This is a genomic window from Ruminiclostridium hungatei (assembly GCF_002051585.1).
Lineage (GTDB): Bacteria > Bacillota > Clostridia > Acetivibrionales > DSM-1351 > Ruminiclostridium > Ruminiclostridium hungatei.
In genome coordinates this window covers 108,213-130,403 of sequence record NZ_MZGX01000007.1, presented here as the reverse complement: position 1 = coordinate 130,403, position 22,191 = coordinate 108,213, and the positions used below count along the sequence as shown (strand labels likewise).

The 22,191-nt window shown below is 46.0% G+C and carries 5 protein-coding genes; all 5 read left to right on the top strand.

Going from position 1 to position 22,191, the window contains the following annotated elements; translation table 11 throughout:
- Positions 1-92: 92 nt before the first annotated feature.
- The 5 genes from CLHUN_RS06885 (at position 93) to CLHUN_RS06865 (ending at position 22,184) form a co-directional block, all read left to right on the top strand.
- A complete protein-coding gene (locus tag CLHUN_RS06885) occupies positions 93-10,973 on the top strand; it encodes a BslA/BslB family hydrophobin (RefSeq protein WP_080063845.1) in 10,881 nt (3,626 codons plus the stop codon).
- A gap of 372 nt (positions 10,974-11,345) precedes the next feature.
- Positions 11,346-16,268, top strand: coding sequence for a hypothetical protein (locus CLHUN_RS06880; protein WP_080063844.1), 4,923 nt, complete (start codon positions 11,346-11,348; stop codon positions 16,266-16,268).
- A gap of 45 nt (positions 16,269-16,313) precedes the next feature.
- Positions 16,314-20,306: an S-layer homology domain-containing protein gene (locus CLHUN_RS06875; RefSeq protein ID WP_080063843.1), complete on the top strand. Its 3,993-nt coding sequence runs from the start codon at positions 16,314-16,316 to the stop codon at positions 20,304-20,306.
- A 59-nt stretch (positions 20,307-20,365) separates the two neighbouring features.
- Positions 20,366-21,214 carry an S-layer homology domain-containing protein gene (locus tag CLHUN_RS06870; protein WP_080063842.1) on the top strand — a complete coding sequence of 283 codons (849 nt, stop codon included), beginning with the start codon at positions 20,366-20,368 and terminating at the stop codon, positions 21,212-21,214.
- Between the two features lie 217 nt (positions 21,215-21,431).
- Positions 21,432-22,184 (top strand): YwmB family TATA-box binding protein, encoded by a 753-nt coding sequence (locus tag CLHUN_RS06865; protein ID WP_080063841.1) that lies wholly within the window; start codon positions 21,432-21,434, stop codon positions 22,182-22,184.
- Positions 22,185-22,191 lie beyond the last annotated feature (7 nt).

The window sequence follows — 22,191 nt, the reverse complement described above, 5'->3', positions numbered from 1 at the left end:
CAGTCGGCGTGAAAAGGCGACTCAAAAGCAGGAGCAGGTTGGTTGACCTGGTGTCAATTTAACCTAAACTATTGGCATAACATGGAGGTTGTATGAAAAGGATAATTAAGGCAATATCTGTAATGCTTTTAATAGTCTATCTTGTGACTATACCGTTAAATGCAATGGCTGCCGTCGGGCCGGTCAGCATTGCGGTGTCGGCAGCCGATAAGGCATTGCTGAGCAAATGGAAAAGCATGGGCATACTGGATGGCAGTGCAGGGGTTGATGACCTGAATCAGTCTGTCATGAAGGTTGATTTTGTCACGTACATAAATAAGATACTGAATTCTTCCAGGCAGGCGGATATCAGCTTTAAGGACGTACCCAGGGAGTCCTGGTATGGAAAGGAAATTTCAAAGGCAGTAGCCTCGGGCTTCGTAAAGAATGATAAGTCCGACTATGAACCATTTTCAAATATAACCAGATTGGATGCGTCTCTTATGGTGGCCCGTGTTTTTGGCCTTCAACTGAGCGACCCCAAAATTCTTACTAAGATTACAGATGCCCAGAAGCTGGATAAGGAACAGCTTGAAGGACTGGGAGCGGTGATTGAAAAGGGCTATCTCTCTGAGATATCAGCAGGGAGGTACGCTCCTTTTGGAGTTCTTAAGCTGATTGATGCAATCAAGCTTCTGGACAAGTGCATCGGACAGGTTATAGCAAAGGCGGGCACATATACAAAGGATGCTGCGGGCAATCTCATTGTAAATGCAGGTTCTGTGACGCTTAAGGACATGAAGATAGGGGGAGACCTGACCATTGGAGAGGGAGTCGGAGAAGGAACAGTCCGGCTTGAAAATGTCATCGTAACCGGCAGAACTGTCATCAGAGGCGGGGGACCCAACAGCGTATATGTAAAGAATTCCAAGCTTTATGGCAATCTGGTGGTAGAAAAATATGCAGGAGATGTAAACGTCGTTGTACAGGGTACCACCACCATAGATCAGACCGAGGTGCGGTCGGGAGCAAAACTTGCCGAATCAAACCTGACTACAGGAAAAGGTTTCTTAAATGTTACCTGTACGGATGCGGTTCAAACAAACCAAACTGCCACACTAAGCGGGGAGTTTTACAACATTAAGCTGGACAACAGCAATTTAAATGTGAATTTAAGCGGAAAAGCGGAGACGGTGAATATTTCCAAGGATTCAACCGCATGCTTTACGCTTCAGAGCGGGAATATAAGTTCTATTACCACATATGCGGGCAAAAGCACGGTAGAGCTTGCGGCTGGCACGGTTTCGACCCTGACGGCTGAACTGGGCTCCAAGGGCAACAATGTCAACCTCAACGGGTCTGTAACAGTTGGAGCAATATCCCTTAAGGATACCACCAATCTCAACCTGGAAAAGGGTACTGTGCAGAAATTGACAGTTGCAGCGGCAGGAGGGGGCTCTTACATAAGCATAAAAAAGGATGCCGCCATTATTGAGGTTGCGGCTCTTGCAGCTTCAACCTTTACCGGTGTGGGCAGGGTAGTAAACGCATATGTTTATGCCAACAATGTAAGTATGGACATGAGGCCCACAAGCGTTTATATTTCCGGAGGAATTACTGCAAGCATATATGGCACCACCATAGATCCTACAAAACAGAATGTGCTTATATCAGTACCTTCTGAGATCAGTGTAGCCGAAGGAAAGACCCAGTCCATTACCATTAATTCCATAAATCCCGGAGGAAGCACCCTGGCATACATATCCTCCGACAATAATACTGCAACAGTCAGTGATAAGGGTGTGGTAGCCGGAATTTCAGCCGGAACAACATCAGTGCATGTGACGGCTCAATATCCCGGATACAATCCTGCCGTTGCCCAAATCAAGGTATATGTAACCTCGGGAAATGTAACAATGCCCGGAAGCATTACCCTGATACCTGCATCTGCTGAAGCGGGTACTCTGGTAAATGAGTTCGGCATACTATATACCGCGGGTGACGACATGGCAAACGGAACTGTTGTAATCAAGCTTCCGTCAGGCTTCTCGGTATTTGCAACCGATACGTACAAGATAAAGGATGGAGAGGAAAAAGCTCTGGATATATCACAGAGACCGGATATTCAAACAATTTCCTTTACAAACCTCAACCTGAAAAAAGGCGAGACTATAGAAGTAAGGCTGAAGAACAGGCATATTCCATCAGGAAAGACCTATGAGTTTGTGGCCATATCCGATGCCGACGGCACAGGACCAAAACTGCCTACCTCCGGACAGGAAAAGGGCATATTCACGGCAGACAGCCTCAAGAAGATGGTTGTAGGCTATAACTACTCTGCTCCTTCCTACGGTACAACCGGAGGAAGCATCAAGCTCACTGATCTGTCCTTCATCGGAATAACCACCGCAAATGAATTGAACTGGCTCATAAAGGTTCAGGACAGTGCATTTACAGCACCGAGCTATGATGAGGTATTGGCGGTTTCACCGTCTGACTATCTGGAATACAAGGATGGACAGGACATACCGGTTGCTGCGGAACAGATACTCAGACTTGCAGCGGTTGAAAAGGGCACAAACAAGCTCAAGGGTTATGTGGATATGACCGTACAGTCAGGCTGGATAAGACCTGACGATGCTGCGAAGCTTGTTCTGGGCACGAATTACAACAGTCCGGAAGCGGGTATAATGGCTAACTCCGTGAGAATAAACGGACTGGTGCCGACTGCTGCCGATACAAACTGGAAGATAAGGGTTCAGGATGCGGGAGCAGGTACAGTATTTGTGAACGCAGAATTCAAGGACTCCAAAGCTTATACAGAGGGAGACGATATCAGTGTTCTTAAGGGACAGCATATAATTCTGGCCGAAGTTGACGGGTCAAACCTCATTAAAGCATACGCAGACATAGCCGTAAGCGATAGTGCAATCAGCAAGTCTGCAAGCCTGCTGGTGCTGGATAACAATTTCAGTGCACCAACCTTTGGTTCGGCACCCGGCAAGACGACCATAGAAACACTTGCTGCAGGAAGCTATGAAATTGATAAGTGGATGATTGCCGTTCTGGGCAAGGATGCCGTAAAACCAGGTCTTGATGTGCCTGCTGCGGATTACCAGAAGTATACCTCACCGTCGGCTCTGAGCATTTATACTGCAAAGGCCGATATAACTGCACTTGAGGGACAGCACCTCCTGCTTGTGGGGGTAAGCGGGCCTGCAAACCTGATAAAGGCCTATGCAGATTTGAAGCTGACTGCCTCGCAGATAAGACAGTCAGATGCGCAGTTGATACCTGATGCAAACTTCAGTGCGCCTTCCATGGGCTCTGCTGCCGGAACCACCAGATTTACAGCTTTGAGCCTTACAGAGCCCACAACAAGCTCTGCAATATTCACAGAGGCCAAGAAGTTTATGGTTAAAGTACAGAATGAGCCTCTGGCAATTGCCCCTCAGTTTAACAGCATGCTGTCCGGCGCGGTAGATGTAATGGTTAACAAGGATATAGCAGTAACAGCCGGACAGTATATAATCCTGCTGGCAACAGATACAAGCGGCAAAATCAAGGCATACAGAAACATACTGATCGGAGGCGGCATGATAAAGCCTGCCGATGCAATGAAGCTCATAACACCAAATGACTACTCTCTGCCGCAGCCGGGCTCTGTCAACGGGTCTACAAAGATTATACTGTCCTCCAACGGCATAGCAGGGTTCAGCAAATGGTACTATATGCTTTCGGACAGCCCCTTTGAAATACCGTACAAAGGCTCCAGTCTCACAGGAACAACGGGAGCGGCTGTGTATGTTTCCGGTCAGAATATTGAAAGTATGACCGTGGGCAAACATATACTTATAATCGCAGTGGATGCCGACGGTAAAACTCTGGCCTATACTGATGAGGCAATAAGCTATGAACAAATAAAACAACCTGATGCCGCAGAACTCAAATCAAGCGCTGAAACGGCGGATGCATACAACTACACCTTGCCTGAGCCGGGACAGGTGGGAGGAACAACGAGAATTACCTATTTAAGCACGATAGGGGTGCAGGGTGCAGTGAAGTGGCTGTACAAGGTTTCAGATACACCCGCCCCCACACCTGAATATAACAGCATTGTTTCAGGACTGCTGACTTACCTGCAGGGAGACAGTGTATCGGTGACCAAAGGGCAATATTTTGTTTTGTATGCCGTGGACACAAATAACAGGATCAAAGCATATAAGAACATACTTATAAGCTCGGATGGCATGATAAGGACTCCTGCCGCAGCGGTGCTTGTGACGCCTACCAACTATGCGGCACCGTCACAGGGAAGTACTCAGGGAACGACCATGTTCACCTCCCTGTCCTTGGCCGGACTGGACGGTCAGGACAGCAGTTGGAAATGGCTGTACGCAGTGGGCAACAACATATTTGCCGCACCTGCCAAGAATACTACGGCAAGTGCCATAGGCTTCACCACCACGGAACTGGTTAAGGACGGAAGCGGAAAATATCAGGACATAACCGTCACCTCCGGCCAATATATATTGCTGCTTGCCACAGACAGCCTGGGAGCAATAAAGGCATATGCAAATGTTTATATCCCGCAGTCGGCAATAAGGCCCTTTGATGCGCCGGTAATCGCTTCCACAAGTTATACCCTGACAAAGGGAACTACCGAGGGGTCGACAAAATTCAGCAAACTGGATCTCATAGGTATAGTGGGAGCTACCGGGTGGATGATTAAAACCCAGACGGGTGCTTTTGAAGTACCTGCCAGGGATGTGGCTGTAACAGGAGCCACTACATATTCCGCAAACAACAATATTTTGATTACCGCAGGTGCACACATACTGCTGCTGGCAACGGATCAACTGGGAAGGGTAAAGGCGTATGCAGACATAACTGTTTCAGACAGTGCCATTCAAGCACCGTTTGCATATCTCCTTACAGAGAATACAAATTATACAATACCGGAACAGGGCATTCTGGCAGGTACGGTTAAGATTATGCTCAGTGCCAGGAACATACCAAATGCAACCACCGAGAGCGCAATAACCTGGAAGTACAGGGTGGGAGCACAGGATTTCGCCGCCCCTCACCTGAATGATGATGCTTCGGGCCCGGAATACACAGCATACACCAGCAACGGGGACATTCCGGTTGCTGCCGGAAACGTAGTGCTGATAATAGGCGTTGAAGGAAATCAGATCAAGGCATTCAGGCAGTTCACCATAAGTGCTTCCCAGATTAAGCCTGCAAATGCACCTGAGCTTGTGGAAAATACCAATTACACAGGACCGGTGGCAGGAAGCGTACCAGGCACAACCAGGCTGGATAATCTGAAGCTGATTAGTGTGGTTGGCGCCGACAGATGGCAGGTAAGGGTGGTGACTTCACCTTCCGCCCTTACTCTGGACAGTATTTTTACAAATCCTATCAACTATACCGGAGGAATGAACATAGAAGTCAGGCTCAATCAGTATGTGGTGCTGGCGGCTGTTGATTCCAACGGAAGGGTGAAGGCATACAAGAACCTTCAGATCACGCAGTTGGGGACACAATTGAATCCTCCGCTTGCAGACAAGCTTACCTCGGGTTTGAATTATGCAAATCCAAAATACGGTACGGCTACAGGCACCACTTCAATATATGTGTCGCCGGAAGGAATCAATAATTTCAAGAGCTTTGTGGTTAAAATAGCAGACTCTGTAACAAATATAACTGCAGGAAGCATAGTGGCATATACGTCACCGTCAGGAATAACCTATGAACAATACCATGCTTACGAGTCGGGGGCGGACATAGCTGCAAACCCCGGACAGTTCATACTGCTGGTTGCGGTTGACAATACCGGCAAGGTTCTGGCATATGACAACATAGCATTGACAGCCAACAATATAAGACCGGGCAATGCCATAAAGCTTAAAGCTCCTGAAAACTACACCGACCTGGAGCCCGGAGCCGGAGTGGGTACATCGAAATTCGGCTTCCTGGACAGAGTTGGTCTGCCGGGAGCAGAGAAGTGGATAGTTAAGGTTCAGGATACGGATATTACGGCAATCCCGTTGATAAATTCATCTGTGGAAGGTGCGGCGGTATATGAAGTAAATAAAGATATTCCGGTAAAGGAAGGGCAGTTTGTAATATTGTATGCGGTTGATTCCACAGGCAAGGTCAAGGGCTACATCAATGTCCCTGTCCTGGCCTCGGCAGTGAGAGGAATTGCTCCGCAGCTCAAGCTTAATGTAAACTACGCCAATCCTGTGCCGGGCTCAGAATTGAATACCACCACCTTTGAATACAGCAAGCTTGTACTGCCGACAGGAGCTACAAAATGGAGATATATCGTGCAGGACAATGCTGCGGGAACTCTGCTGAAGGACAGCCTGCCCACGGGAACAACCCTGTTTGTGACAGGTGGAGCAATCAGCGCAATTGAGGGACAGCACCTTATCCTTGCTGCAACCGATGACAACGGCTATCTTAAGGCCTATGCAGATATCCTGTTGAATTCATCAAATATCAAGAATGTGGTGGCAGGTATCACGGGAACCACAATGACTGCCCCTACCGGAGAATCAAACATAGTAACCGGAGGAAGAACAATTATTGTAACACTGGATATTTCGGAATGGCAGGATGATATACTGACAAATGTCACAAGAAGGAATATGCTGTTTGACGGTTTTACAGCCGCCGGAAGTGAAGCGGTCCAATGGGGCAAGGTTATTGCGGCACTTAAAAATGAAGGGGCGTCAGCCGCAACACTCAGTTCGGATAAAAAATCAATAACCATTACCTTAAGTGAGGCTACAACCTATGATATAACAAAGACACAGGAAATAACCCTTACCATTAAGCCGGAACTTATAAAGAATGCGGTTAAGGCAGTTACCTCCGCAGACATAATCAGGATTGCCGCAGACGTCAAGCTTGACCTGGGCGGAACGGCTGTTACTGAAGGGCTGGGAGAAGGAGATATAGTAGCAGGTGGTAAAACTCTCATTATAAGTCTTGTAAATGGAGAGTTCGCCGCTGATGTGGCATCAAACCAGGCCAAGAGGGAGTCTGTAATCGGAGGTCTTACCTTCCTGAACAATGCGGCACAGGGCGATTTGATTACACAGGCCCTCAAGAATGCCGGAGAAGCGGCTATGACCAGAAACTCCAGCACCAAGATAACCATAGTGTTCCCTGCTGTGTCCGGCTATGACATTAATACAAACGAAACCATTATTGTCAAGGTGCCGTACAAAGCGGTTACGGGCGGTGCGACAGATGCCATACTGGTGGGAGCCATAAAGGATGCCACAGCAGCCGTACAGTTGACTATTGCCGCAAAAGCCTCTGCCGACCTGTCAGGAACTCTTCTTGCAGATACCGTACCTGAAAACAGCATTGCTGCGGGAGGCAGAACACTTGAAATTACATTGACAGACGGACAATGGGTAACGGATATAGAAACCGACAAGACAAAGAGGGATGCACTCTTCTCGGGACTTATAACCACAACGGAAACTACCGAATGGGCGAAAGTTATAAGTGCTCTGAAGAATGCGGGACAGGGTGCAATAAAGAGAAACAGCAACACAAAAGTAACTGTCCTCCTGCCTGCTGTGTCGGGCTACAACATAAATACCAATCAGTATGTAACCCTGGCTATACCCGCTGCCTGCATTATCGGTGCCAAGGCGAGCCTGATTGCCGGACAGACTATAAAAATAGAGCGGCTGGCGACGGCGACCCTTTCAGGAACAGCTTACGGTACTTCCATAAATGAATCAGTCATCAGAGCCGGAGGGAAGACCATAGTAATAACCTTGAACAATGCAACCTGGGTTGACGACATCAATACAAATAAAGAAGTACAGGAGGCTCTCTTCAAAGGCTTTACTGCTGATGTGGAGCAGGCTCAGTGGGATAAGGTGGTCGCGGCTATGACAAGCTCGGCAATCGTTGCAAAGACAGGAATTGCAGGAAATGTTATTACAATAACGCTGCCTGCTGTAAATGACTATGATATAGCGGCAAGCCTGCAGACAATATCGCTGGTAGTACCCACCTGTGCGGCTATCGGAACATCCTTTGACATCCCTTCGACCAATGTACTTACCTTCAGCAGCACATTACCGACTGCTGCAAAGGTAGTTCAGGTGAGCGGACCTACGGGAGCATATAAGCAGGGAGCGAATATTTCAATAAAAGTGACCTTCGATCAGGAAGTTGACGTTATCGGCACGGGAATACCACTGCTAAACCTTGAGACAGGCACTGTTGACAGAGATGCGGTGTATGTATCGGGCTCAGGTACAAAGGAATTGATATTTGTTTATACAGTAATGCTGGGGGACAATGCCCCCAAGCTGAATTACAAGGCTACCTCCTCACTGCAGTTGTCGGGGACTACCATACAAAACAAGGGCACGTCTGTAAAGGCAACGGTGACATTGCCTGCATTGGCTGCCGCCACGGCATTGGGAGATTCAAACATACTTGTGGATGCGGTAGCGCCTAAATATGCAGCAGGGTATCCCAAGACAGGAGTACTTGGTGAAACAACAATGAGTGCACTTGTAAAGACAGATGAAAAATCAAAAGTTTACTTTGTGGCACTGCCCTCGGGCTTTACGCCGGCACCTTCCGCAGAACAGCTTATAAGCGAGGTGATTACGGGGGGAGCTATAACCGGAACGGCAATTACAGCAGGAATGAAGGGCCTGGCGGAATTGGATGCCAATATTGAGGGCAGTGTGGCTGTATCAGGTCTGATACCATATACGGAATATATAATTTACATGGCAGCGGTTGACAATCTTGGAAATGCAGGAACCGTAACACAGTACAAGGCAAAAACCACAGATGCCACCGCACCGGCATTTACTGCAGGTTACCCCAGGCAGTCGGCTGTAAAGTATGATAACCTGGCAGTAATCCTCGTTAATACAAATGAAGCCGGAACAGTATATGCCATAGCTCTTCCAAGGGGCTCGGCAGCACCGACCAGCGCCCAGGTCAAGGCATACAAGAATGCGGTTGGAACTGCGGTTTCAACCAAGGGAAGCACTGTAATAACCCAGGGTGCCATAGGTTTGGATGTGGAACTGACAATTACAGGCCTGGCGGTATCATCACAGTATGACATATATGCGGTATGCGAGGACTCTTCCGGTAATCTCACGGCAGTACCGGCAGCAGGTCAGGCAGAAACATTGCAGTTGAATCTGGACAACGTGGGAGTGGATTTGTCCAGAAGCCTCCTGACAGGCACTACGTCACAAATGGAGTACAGCTTTGATGATATAAGCTGGAAGCTGTGTACCACAGGAAATACGGCTATAACATACAATGCCGATGCAGAAATAATGACGGTATACGTGAGGGAAGCCGCCAATACAGGCAATAAAAAATTGGTGGCCACACTGACGCAGGCAGATGGAAGCAATATAGACATTTCAGCGCTTGACTACCATATTGCGGCTGCAAAAATTACAAATTCATCAGCAGTTAATTTGCAGTATAGAATCAGCGGAGGAGCATGGGGAGTGTTAAATGCCTCAGGTTCAGCCGTAAGCGTACAGTTTGTCCCCGGCATGCTTGAGGTGAGAACAGCCGCTACGGCGGGCAGCTTGCCTTCCAAGCCTGTCAAGGTGGATGATATAGCAGTCCCGATGCCTGCTCCGGATTTGAAGTACAGTGATGACCTGAATGTCATATACGGCCTCAGCAGTGAATACGAGTACAGGATAGGCGGAGAAGCAGGCACCTGGCAGACGGGTGCATCCGAAGGAACCTTTACGGGGACCAAAAAAGTGGAAGTCCGGCAGAAGGCAACCAAGGACAAGCTTCCAAGTGCAATCCAGCCAATAGATTTTACTGCGGGGAAGATCACTGCCATAGCTTATCCCGCTGCTGCAAACAAGACCTTAAAGAAAAATCATGTGATAATTACCTTTGAAGAAAGTACCGATAAGGCTAAAACTTCTTCTGTAACAAATGCCGCCATTTTGGTAAAGCAGTATTTCAATGTAACCGGGCTTTCGGGCGGTTCAATCGTAGCAAAGGATTGGGGAAGCAATATGACGGCTTCCTGGAATACCACCGGGAATGCAATAACCGTAGTATTTGATTCAATGGATGGATCTACAATAAAAATAGGTGATGAGATAAGAATTGATGAAGCTGCCGGAATAAGGAATGCCGCGGGTACTTCCACCAGCTACTCCTCTGTTGGAATACTGGAAGGAAGCTTCCATACGGTACCTGCCCTGGTAAGCATCAAGGCTGTGAACAGCGGAGGACAAAACGGGTTTGGTACGGGAGACAGCATTGTTTTGACCTTTGATCAGCCTACAAAGGCCACAACCTTCAGCGCAATCAACCTTTCCAAATTCCTTAAGGTCACAGACAGCGCCGGACAGAGCAAAAATACCGTCTGGTCGGCTGTAACCAATGATTCGTCAATTGCATGGAATACTGAGGGAACGCAGCTAACCATAACCTTTGACAATGTTACAAACCCTGCGATAAGGCTCATGCCGTCAATTGACAAGATAACCATTGATACCCTGCTGGGTTTGTGCGATGCCGATGAAACCACTGAAGCCTCCAACTCCAGCGCCTTTGTCAGCGGAAGCTTTACTTCACCGCCTGCAATTACAAGTGTGGTAATCAACAACAACGGTGCTAACGGTAAAAATGTTGGGGATACCATTACAATAACCTTCAACCAGGCAACAAATAAGAAGGCAATAAGCTCCTCGGCATTGATCAACTACTTCCACATAACTACTGCCGACGGAAAGACAAAGCACAATTGGGGAGTACAGAGCAGTTCAGGCATTACCTGGAATACCGCGGGAACCGTATTGACCATAGAAATCAGCAGCATTACCGGGTTGACTCTGGCAAAGGACGACATACTTACCATTGACCCGCTTGCCGGAATAAAGGATGCGGACGGCGGTACGGTGTGTGATGACAGCCAGGTAGTGACAGGACAGTATTGATAGCTGCGGGAACACCCATATTAGTAAAAATAATGGAATAAGATAAAATTAACCTGCAGTGTTGCAAAATAAATAGAACCCATGTATCAATAGGCCACGAAGCCTGTTGTGCATGGGTTTTTTATGTGCCATTATTTCTTTTTTACGTTTTCTTTACAAGTGCCTTTTTAAGCTAAGCAAATTGTGCCATAAAGCCGATATATTGCTATAGGATGGCTATTATTCCAATAGCGCCAAATTTATCACTTTTATGTGCTATAATTAAGGTGTGAACAATCTCAAGAATTATTTATTTAAGTTGTAAATCAATTCATACATATAGACTTCAGGGAGTAGTAAGAAAACAAAGTATTAAACACCGGGGGTATTTCCATGAAAAAAAGGTTGAGACTAATTTCTGCAATAATTGTATTAAGTATGATTTTTCCGTTTTTATCAGGTCTGGTGCAGCCGGTGTTTGCCGCTGATATTCCTATTAAAGTTTATATAGACAGCTATGACAAGGCTACTTCTACTGTCAAGCTCCGTTGGGATGCCGTTTCCAATGTTGACAGCGGGACTATAGAATATCACGTACCCAACGGCGCAGGGTATTCCACCGTTCAGGTTCCGGTGGACAAAACCAAAAACACTGCCACAATCACAGGAATAAAAAGCGACATAATATATGATTTCAATGTAATGCTTCAGGACACAAGCTCACAGACCTTTACAGGGAGGCAGTTTTTTCTTGCCCAGATTTCCTTTTATGCAGAGCAGGTGGACCAGCAGCCGGTGAATGTGGCGGGAGGCGGTGTAGAATCCGGAATTTACCCCACCATAAAGGTTACCTGGAATATGCCCAGGGTTTTTAATGCCTCCAATAATACAATGACCTATGCCAATGAAGCTCTGGCCCAGATAGACGGAAGCATCAAGAGACTGAATTTTTCAATAAGTGCGACAGCCGAGAAGTCCCTTGCCAATGTCATAGTAAAGATGGGAGACGACGGGCAGTATACTGCTGTCGTTTCAGGGGACACCAACCCGGCCAGGTATTCAAAGGTGAAGTTTGACACCACCACGGGCAAGCTTTCCTTTTACATGATGGGTGTTAAGGATGATGCGACACTGATACCTTCCATTGACGATATCCGTATTAATAAAATCGACACTGCCACCGGCCTGGCTACAATCCCCCAGGCAATATCCGCGGTGGGAGACAACTGGTATGTGCTTCCTCATGCTGAAGTCCGCCCCGGTACAATATATAAAATGACAATGAACACTCTCTTTGTTGACAGCCTGAACAACTATGTGGGAACAGTTGTTACAGGGCTGACGGAAAATCCGCTTTTGGGTACGCTGGATTATACATACACGCCCATAAGATTCCAGTTGACAAAGGATACCTTTGATAATATTTATGTAAGGATACACAGAATAAACCAGGGCAAGGTCAACATGCCCAGGCTGTACTACGAAGTACAGACCAGCAATGTTCCGGCGGATTCGGACACAAGCTGGACATCCAGAAAAAAACTGGATGATACATACTTTAACGGGGAATATGCAATTACTGTCATTACCGGCATAAATTCAAAAAACACCGTCTATTACAGAGTACTGGTAAGATCTGACGGAGTGTCGGACAGGATTCAGTCCCTGAAGCTCCCCTATACAATGCAGGAGGACACTGCACGGCCACCGGTTCCCAAAGCAATAGTAGTATCAAAGGTGGATCTGGCACAGCCGCCTTCAGGCAGCACAATAACCGATAAGTCCTCCAATATCACCATTTCATGGGACAAGCCCAGCAATTGGGATCAGATAAGAGGACATCTGGATAAGGATATCTATTTCCACTTCATGATAAGTGTAAATGCCAAGGACCTTGACAGTACGCCGTATAAGCTTGAAGCAAATGGCAAGAACTACGGTTCCTATACTGTAAAATACCGCCTGGTGAAGTTTGTCAGCGCAAATTCTCCCAACATAGTAGACGCAGGCACAAAGCTGGTGTATACCATAAAGGGCTATGAGCTGTTTAAAGGAGAAACTGAAAATCCCCAGGGAAGTCAGTTGACCATTGCAAATCCGGATAATTATCCCACATATCTGCTGCCCAATAAGACATATTATGTGCAGATGTACACAACCCTTGCCGCTGACAGGGGAACTGTGGACAACAGTTCAAAAATGTCGGAGAAATCCCTGGTGAGCAGTTTTACCACCCTGTCTCCGTCGGGACGGGACGTACCTATTCCAAACTATCTGGAATGGGTTAAAACCACTGTTACTCCCAACAGCCAGTCGGGGCCTGCAAATGCTGAAGTGCAGATAAGATTTGATGAATTGAAAATAGACTGGAGCAACTATACCTCAAACCATGACGAGCAGAACGATGCCATCATCTATGATTTGTACATGAGTACCAGAACCGAACCTACCTCATTTAAGAGGATAGGTACCACCGATTTGGCGGGCAATGCTGGAGATGTGGATTTTACAAAGCAGACTCTGGGCAGCACCACATGGGTTTATGCCACAATAAATGAATTCAATGACATCAATAATCAGACAGCCTTCGGCAAATATCTGGCGCCTAATTCCACCTACTATTTCCTGGTAAAGGTCAGGCTGAAAATGGTTAATGAGCCTGAGCAGAAACAATCGGTGGAAACGGTGCTGCTCCCTGTGACCACACCTACCGGGGAACCGCCTGTGCCTGACGACAGCGAGAAAAAGCCGCTGGCTCCGGCTGATTTTGCCATTGCCAGGGATTCAAACGGCAATCCCATGATTACAGGGCAGACTGTCACCTTTGAGTGGACGGTACAGGAAATGGCTGCAGCTTATAATCTTGTTGCCACTTCCTTCAGGGTGGAACCAAATACAAAGGAAAATGATACAAACATAATTCAGGACCCAATATACAGAAGCTATATCAGTTTATTCGGAAATAAGGACAACAACAGCGACAATAATTCCTTCAAACTCACTCTCAATCCGAATATGAATCCGCTGGCTTCTAATTTTACATATGACCCGAAGACCAAGAAATGCAGATATACCATAGATACATGGCTTTATCCAAATAAGATTTATTATTTCAGCCTGAGATCGGAGATAGTTGATGCAGGCAAGACAAGGTCCAGTGTATGGATATCCATACCGGTTACTACTTCTCTTATTGAACCGCCGTCATTATTGCAGGCGGTAAGCGATTGCGAATTGGGCTTTTACTGGTTTGATACCTCCTATGACCTCACGGCAGAAGGGTTTCAGATCAGGTTGAAGACCTCTGCGGAGAGCAATTATACCACGCTGGCAAAGTCCAAGTATACTATAGTAAAAAATGGCAGTATTTATTATGGGAGGCTTTTGAAGCTCAAGCCAAATACACAGTACAACATTCAGGTGGTACGCACCAGAGACAATGCGGTAATGAGCACACTTACCAGGTATACGAGAAATGACTATTACCAGATTGATGTAAAATGGCAGGGCTATGCAATCGATCCCTATTCAGGATTTGAAATAGCTGTAAGAACCGAGGATGACAGCGACTATGCAGTTTTGAACAATGATGTGGATCTGGAGCAGTATGTGGATATAACAACCCATACCTACCCGTATTATATAGAGAAAAGCAACAGTAACCTGAATACGAACTATTACACCTATAACGCCCGAATCAAGCTCGTACCCACAAAGCTGCCCGATGGCAGCATTGAACACAGGCCATTGAAGCCCAATACTAAATATTATATCAAGATAAGGGCTACAAAGGTTGATTCCTCAGACCAGACTGCAGTTACGCCTTCAAAGTATGTGGGCCCGGTAAATACCAGAACGGAATTCAACCAGGGTGACTATGACGATAACGATAACAATACCAGTGTGGTAGCAAAATTTCTGGATATGGTAAATAAGCTTGAACAGAATGTTTACTGGGATATCAGTAAGAAAAACGGTGTTTCCAACAAGGTATTTGTGCGGGATGAAAAGGTCATAAACATTCTTGAAGGATATGGGAATTTCACCTGTACCATAGATATTTCCCAGGGGCCGGCATATGTGTATACCGATGAAATATATCTTGCAAAGGATATTTTAAAGGCAATGAGGACCAATAACAGGAGTGTGATAATCAAGGCCAGAGATGCCGAGTTCACCATAACACCTGACACCTTTGATCCTGCCAGGCAGGAGGAGTTTAAAAGTGCGGCGGCAGCCAGCGGAGCAAAGGACGTGTATTTGAAGGTAAATAATACCCAGAGCACGGCAGTTCAGCCCCAGATACCCGCAGGTACTTCTGCGGCTGCAAAGATGAATACTTTCTCGGCACAGGCAGTTGCCAGCAAACAGACAAGTACCACCGTAAACGCCCAGATAAAGGACAAGCTTTACAACGACACTACCGGGCTTATTGCCAAGAAGCTGGAGGTAATAAAAAATCCCAATAATACAAGTGTCAAGGGCGATGCAAAAGCGGTGGAAACTTATCTGAACGGGCTGCTGGAGGAAGTGAGAAGCGAGCTCTCCTACTATCTGGAGGATACCTTGAATGGCGCAGGCTATACTCCGGGTGTACTGGATCAGAAATACAATATTACAAGGTTCAGCGCGAACATGGGTGTAAAAATGCCATTTAAGGCAGCCGGTAAAGTAAATCCCTATGTTTTTTACGAGAACTCCGCCAGTTGGCAGAAGCTTACTCAAAACCTTAAGAGTGAAGACGGCTATTTAAGTTATGTTGTTAACAGTACCGGAAAGTATACCTTGCTTTCATCACCTGATATGGCTGCAACAGTTCCTGCGGACAATGCCGCTAAGCCATATATTACCAGGTTTTCACAAAGTTATGATTTGACAGCAGTATTCCCCGGCTCGGAGGTATCCTTCAATTCAGGTCTGAACGTGACTGTCAGAGAAGGAATCCTTCTGTATGAACTGATAGCCGAGGATAAGGTGGATGAGCAGACTGATATCAAGACCAAGGCAAAGGCCTATGGACTTGACAGGATTATCAATACAACAAATATTTACAGGAACCTGACGCGTCAGGAAGCCGCTGCGCTGGTAATCAGGCTGTACTGCCAAAAAAACGGGGCGGACTATGACAGGCTAAGGGCTTCATACACAAAGCCCATAAAGGATGACAGTTCCATTGCGGGAAGATATGCCGTTCCTGTGTATATGTGCCTGCAAATGCAGTTGATGACACTGGATTCGGATTCCAGATTCAACCCGGAAAATGCCATTAACAGAGCTGGAATGATAATGGTAATACAGAAGATGCTTGAAGCCTGATAGGACAATACAGTAAGACCCATAGACAGAAACGGAGAGATACCCATGATTCTAAAAAGGATACTTGCAGCAGTTTTGGCAGCAACAGTTACTATAACTTCATACGGACTTGCTGAAGTATGGGCGGCACCCGGCGTTCCATCACAGCCGTCGCCCAGCAAACTGGCAATATCACCATTAAATCCAAATGTTGAACCTGCTATAGGATACAGCAGTTCGGACGGAGGTGCGTCGGGGTTCTATGCGGATATTGGCTGGGCTGGAGTGGATAACCCTCAAGGGATAACCATTACCGGCAAGTATGTAAACGTATATCTGGAAGAGTCTGCAAAGGGTTACAGGCCTCAGACCGGTCCGGTTCTCAAGGAAAAGGACATGCCCGCCGGTACGTCTCCCATCAGAGTGAGAAACCTGAAGTCCGGTACTGTGTACAAGGCAAATGCAAGGGCTTATTACGAGTATGCCAACAACAATAATACAATACAGAAATCCGAGGAATCTGCAGCCTCAAATACTGTGAAATTCCTGACGGATATCAAACTCCAGTGTATAACCATGAGCACCTCCAAGATAAAAATCATTTGGGATGATGTATGGAATGAAGGAAAGAGAATAAGTTACAAGCTGTATGTTTCTGAAAACAAGGATTTCACCAATACACTGCCAATATTCATATCAGAAGAACAAATAGGAATAAACGGCCCGGTCATATTAAACCAGGCCGACGGTTCACTGGAGTATGAGCATACGGTTAAAGACCCGGGAAGAGTATATTACGTTAAAATAGTTCCTGACATTTCCGATACCGAAATAATAAGGAATGAATCCTCAAATGTCGTGCTTTCAAGCACTTACATACTTGCAAAAAGTACAAAGATGTCTACCACAGATGCAGGCACTATCTGGAGGCTTGATTGGAGTCCTGTAATCGCAGGCATATCCTCTTCGGATATAAAGGTTCAGTACCAGATAGATAAATATGTGGGAAATGTGCCCATACCCATGCTTATTGAAGACAGTACCACTACATTTATTACTGTGCCCGAAGGTGAGCAGGTCAGCTACTATATTATAAGAGCAAATGTTACAAAGGGCGGACTGCCATATTATCCTGACAGTGTTAAAATAGTATCTGACAAAATCATACTTAAAGAGGGTGAAGTGGCAGCTTCTCCGGCTATGCCTGAAATTGTGCCGGAGTTTACCGATTCATCAGGGGCCAGGATTATTGCCTACAGCGATATTCTCAATGTGGACCAGTCAATTGCCTTCAAGGGAGAGCTTGGCACAAATACCGCAACAATATTGTGGAGGGTTCCCAAAAAGGCCAATGGAAGTATTGACACAGATGTATCCTATGACATTTGGCTGATTGAAAATCCCAACGAAATAGACAATCCTCCTGCCGACAAAAAAATTGTCACAGGCTTCGTACCGGCAGATGCAAATGCCGTCAGGGATGTGGCCGACAACAATAACACCATCGGCTACAAGTACAAGCTTACCGGCTTGAAGCCCAACCACACCTATTACTATAAGATAGTTGCAAAAAAGATTTTTGCCGAAGAGGTGGATGTGGTGATTCAGAATGTGGAATACAGGTCTTACCCTGCCCTGAAGGTTGTAATTACCTTGCCGGGAGGTGCTATTGACAGGCCGATTCTGCCGTCTAACCCGCCGCTGGAGATAAGAAGCGAGAATAACAAGAAACTCATATCCGACAACAGCGTTGTCATACAGTTGAAAAACCGCTGGTATGAGAAATTTGACGATATAACCGGTAAATGGTCCTATATCAAGGCGGATAAGGAGTCGCCCAACGACACCGTATCCTATAGTGCCATTACAATGCCTCTGGACAACATAAACTACAGGAAAGTATCCTATGATAAAAATGTAACGCTTTATGTAGGTTGTGAAAAATACTATGAAGGAATCGATATTACAAAGATAGACAGCTATAAGCTGGAAAAGGTGCCTACAGTCATTACCGACGCCAACGATGACCCTTATGAAGATCCGGAGCTGAATGCTCCCGACAGTATAGATGCCAACGGGACACGGACATATTCAAAACATAATCTCATAGTGCCTGTGAACCAATTGCAGTCAAATACTACATACATCTTATGGGTCAGAGCCGTAAGAAATCTGGGAAATGGTGAGGAGCCGCTTTTTTCAGAGGCCTCCAACCCAATAATTTTTACCACCAACCCGACACCCTCCCAGATTGTTGAGAAACCGGTGGTGCCGGCCTTCAACTACTACTTTGTTGCCGACAGCTATGTTGATCTGGGTTGGAATTACAAGGACGGCAACACCTATTACATAAAATACGGCACGGTGGACGACGTAACACGGGCCGCAGGAAATGTGACCGTAACAGCGGAACAGATAAAACAGTCAGGGGTAAATTATGTGAGAATCCCCGGGTTGAAGGCCGATACACTGTATTATTTCTGGATACAGGCCGAAGCCTTCAGCGAAGACCGGACGCTGAGTGAAAAGTCCGAGTGGAGTGATTCCCTGCCGCTCCGAACCTTAAAGGATATACCTCCGGCCACTCCCAGGGGGTTTGGTGTCAAGAACACTTCCGATGCTGTAACTAAAAACAGCGTGACCTTTGAGTGGATACAGGAACCCGGTCTTGAGTACAGGCTGGAGGTGTCGGGCGGAGTGGACTATAAGGATGTGAAGCAGTACAATGCCGGAGCGGTTTCAGAATTCAAGGTTGATGGCCTGAAGTCCAATTTCAGGTATTTTGCCAGGCTGTACGCCTATGATCCTGTAAAGAAGCTCACTTCCATTCCCACTCAAAGCATAAGTGTAAGAACCTTGAGAAGCAGTGATGATTATGACTCCGATCAGGATATAGACAATGTGATTTCGGGAGAATTTATAGAAAAGGCACCAACGGTTGTTGGAGGAGTCTGGGTGGTAAAGATAACAGGAGTAAATGCCGACAGGTTTGTTGAAGCTGTAAAAACAGACAACAGGCTTGACTATACTGTTGATGTGACCAAGCCTCCCACAACTGCCGGCAGTATATCCGTGCACATATCACGGAAGGTCTTTGACCGGCTGGAGCAGCTTAAGGAAAACATAACCATAAAAACCTCGGCAGTGGACTATACCTTTAAGGCAGGGGTTTTGTCAGGCACGACTGCAGGCGGAGATACTCAAAAAGAGCAGATTTATTTGTTCAACATAACCCTGGCGCCTCAAATACCTGCATCAAAGAATAATGAGCTTATATTGAAGAAGCCTCTGGCTCAGATAGACGTCACTCTGAACAACGGTGTGAATAATATAGCTGTCGCCAGATTTGCAAAACCCCTGCTGGTGAATTTCACATATTCCAACAGAAGTGACTATGTGGAGGGGAAAACCTTCGGTTACATATATAATGCCTATACAAGCAACTGGGAAAAGCAGCCCATAATAAACAGCTTTGATTCCGACAACAATTGGGGAGCAATGGGTATACAGGTGCAAGCTCAGGGGATATATGCCATTGCAGACAGAACCGGCGGAATTTATGACGATATCTACGGATATGAATATGAAGCTTCCATCGTAAACGTAGCATTTGCCCACGAATTGAAAAGCGTAAACAGCAGGCTTTTCAGACCTGAGGACAAGGTCACTGCCGGGGAGGCGGTGAAGCTGGTGTTTGACACCATAGACAATTACACCTATGACAGCAGCTACATGGAGGCCGCTGTAAAGTCAGGGCTTATAAAGAGCGGAAAGCCTGCCGGGAATGTGCTGACAAGGCAGGAAGCTGCCAGGATGGCGGTGGTGCTCTATGAAATAAAAGCAGGTACCAAGGTAAAGGGAAGCAGTTCAGCGGTTTCAGGCTACAGTGACTATGGGAAAATCGACAAGGACATATTGGACAAGGTGGCATTTGCAGTACAAAACGGCTTTGTTCCGGGTATGACAGCCTCCAGATTGAATCCATCCGACAGCGTAACCAGAGGAGAGCTGCTGTATATGATAGAAAAGGCCCTGATACTTGCCGGTGAGATAGACTAGCCTTACCAGACGGCGGACGGGTATTAATGACCTGAGCCGCCGGCATGCCAGGAGGATATATGAAGAAATACAATACAAAATATATATTTGTTTTGATTTTATCGTTGCTCATAAGCGGTTTTTCAGTTCAGGCCGCCGATGCCAACGGGGTAAAAGTCACCAGCCGATATCTGGAGGGAAAATATCAGATAACCCTTACAAGCCAGGAAAAGAACAAGGGTATAAAGATAGTTGCCGTCAGCCCCAGGAACGGAAAGACCGTCAATGTAACATATTCATTTACAAAGGGAGGCAGTACGTCTGCTTCTGCCAGTATAGATGAATATATGGTTATAGCTCCCTTCCGGGTTATAACCACCAATACCGATAACTTAAGCTTCAGGCCATATTCCGATATAATAAATACGGAATATGACGAATATGTGAGACATCTGCACGATGCAGGAATAACAGTTGCCTTCAGCGGGACAGCCTTCAAGCCAAAGAATTCCATAACCAGAGCAGAGCTGGCGTCAATGCTTGCTGTTGCTTTGAACCTGAAGCTGGACACTGCTGCAAAGACGAAATACGGGGATGTGGAAAAGCATTGGGCCAAAAAGTACATCAATGCAGTGGTGGGCAAAGGCCTGATGAAAGCTGCAAACGATAAGGCCTTCAAACCTGATGACAAGGTGACGGTGGCAGAGGCATGTTCAATAATATCAAAATCCTTCAGCTTTAAAACAAAATCAGAGGGTGTTTATACTAAAATCAAAAAAAATCAATGGTATACGGAAAGCGTGCAAAATGTTTTTAATTTGAAAATATTAACTCCCCAGGATAGTATATATAAAACCTTTAAGGAAACAAACAGCATTTCACGGGGTGATTTCTCTATGATGCTCAGCAGAGCTCTTTCCACTTATTAAGACTGCAATAATAATGGGTTTCTTATGATTTTTTTACCGGGAAATAGAAGGCCTTGCAATGTATATGGCTTTTTTAAAAAGGCAATAATTTTATTATCAAGATAAAGAGATTTTATCTTAGTAAAATTATTGTTTTTTTATTGCCTGCAGAAGCAGCAAGCATACACGCAAGGACAAGGGATATATGCCTGCGCTGCCGGGAGTAACAGGAGGGATTATGAGAAAACTGGTTTTTGTATTAATGGTACTTATTCTTGTAGCTGGAATTTTGGGAACCACATACTACATACACAATTACAGGGATTCTGAGGGTGAGAAGATTTCCATCGGTGATGCGTTTAAATCGTCCGGTGCAAAAATGGTTATCAATGAATTGTATTTTTTTGTACGGGCCGATAATAAAGTGAAAAAGCTGGATAACCTGACCGCTATTTGCGAGGATGTGTTCAAAGCGCTTGAGGTTACAGGATATTCAACGAACTCCACCAGTACCGATACTTTGATTAAGACCGACTTGTCAGGAACCACTAAAGATGGTGTTAAAATAACTGCAATGGCAAGTATTGTAGGGAATAAATCCGGTGATGGAGACAAATATATAACTATAGATGCCACCGAAACTGTAAATGGTTCGGCATTGCTTCTGAGAGACAGGATTGAAAGCGTTTTTGGCAAGTATGGCCTTAAAGCGGTGGTCAACTCTTGTATTACAGGCACCTACGAGGGAAATTTGCAGGATTCGCAGCTTGAGAACATTTGCAGAAAGATTCTGGACGACAGTGATGCAAAAAAGGTTGACAGCATGAGGCAGGAAAACATTATCAGCGTATCGGCCTTCTCCCCCATGATTGGCGATAAGCTGAGTATCGATGGAAAGAACATAAATCTTAGTCTTGCCATCAGATACAATAAGATCGAAAACAAAACTTACCTTTGGGTGGCGACACCTGTGGTGAACACTGAATACTAAGTGGAGC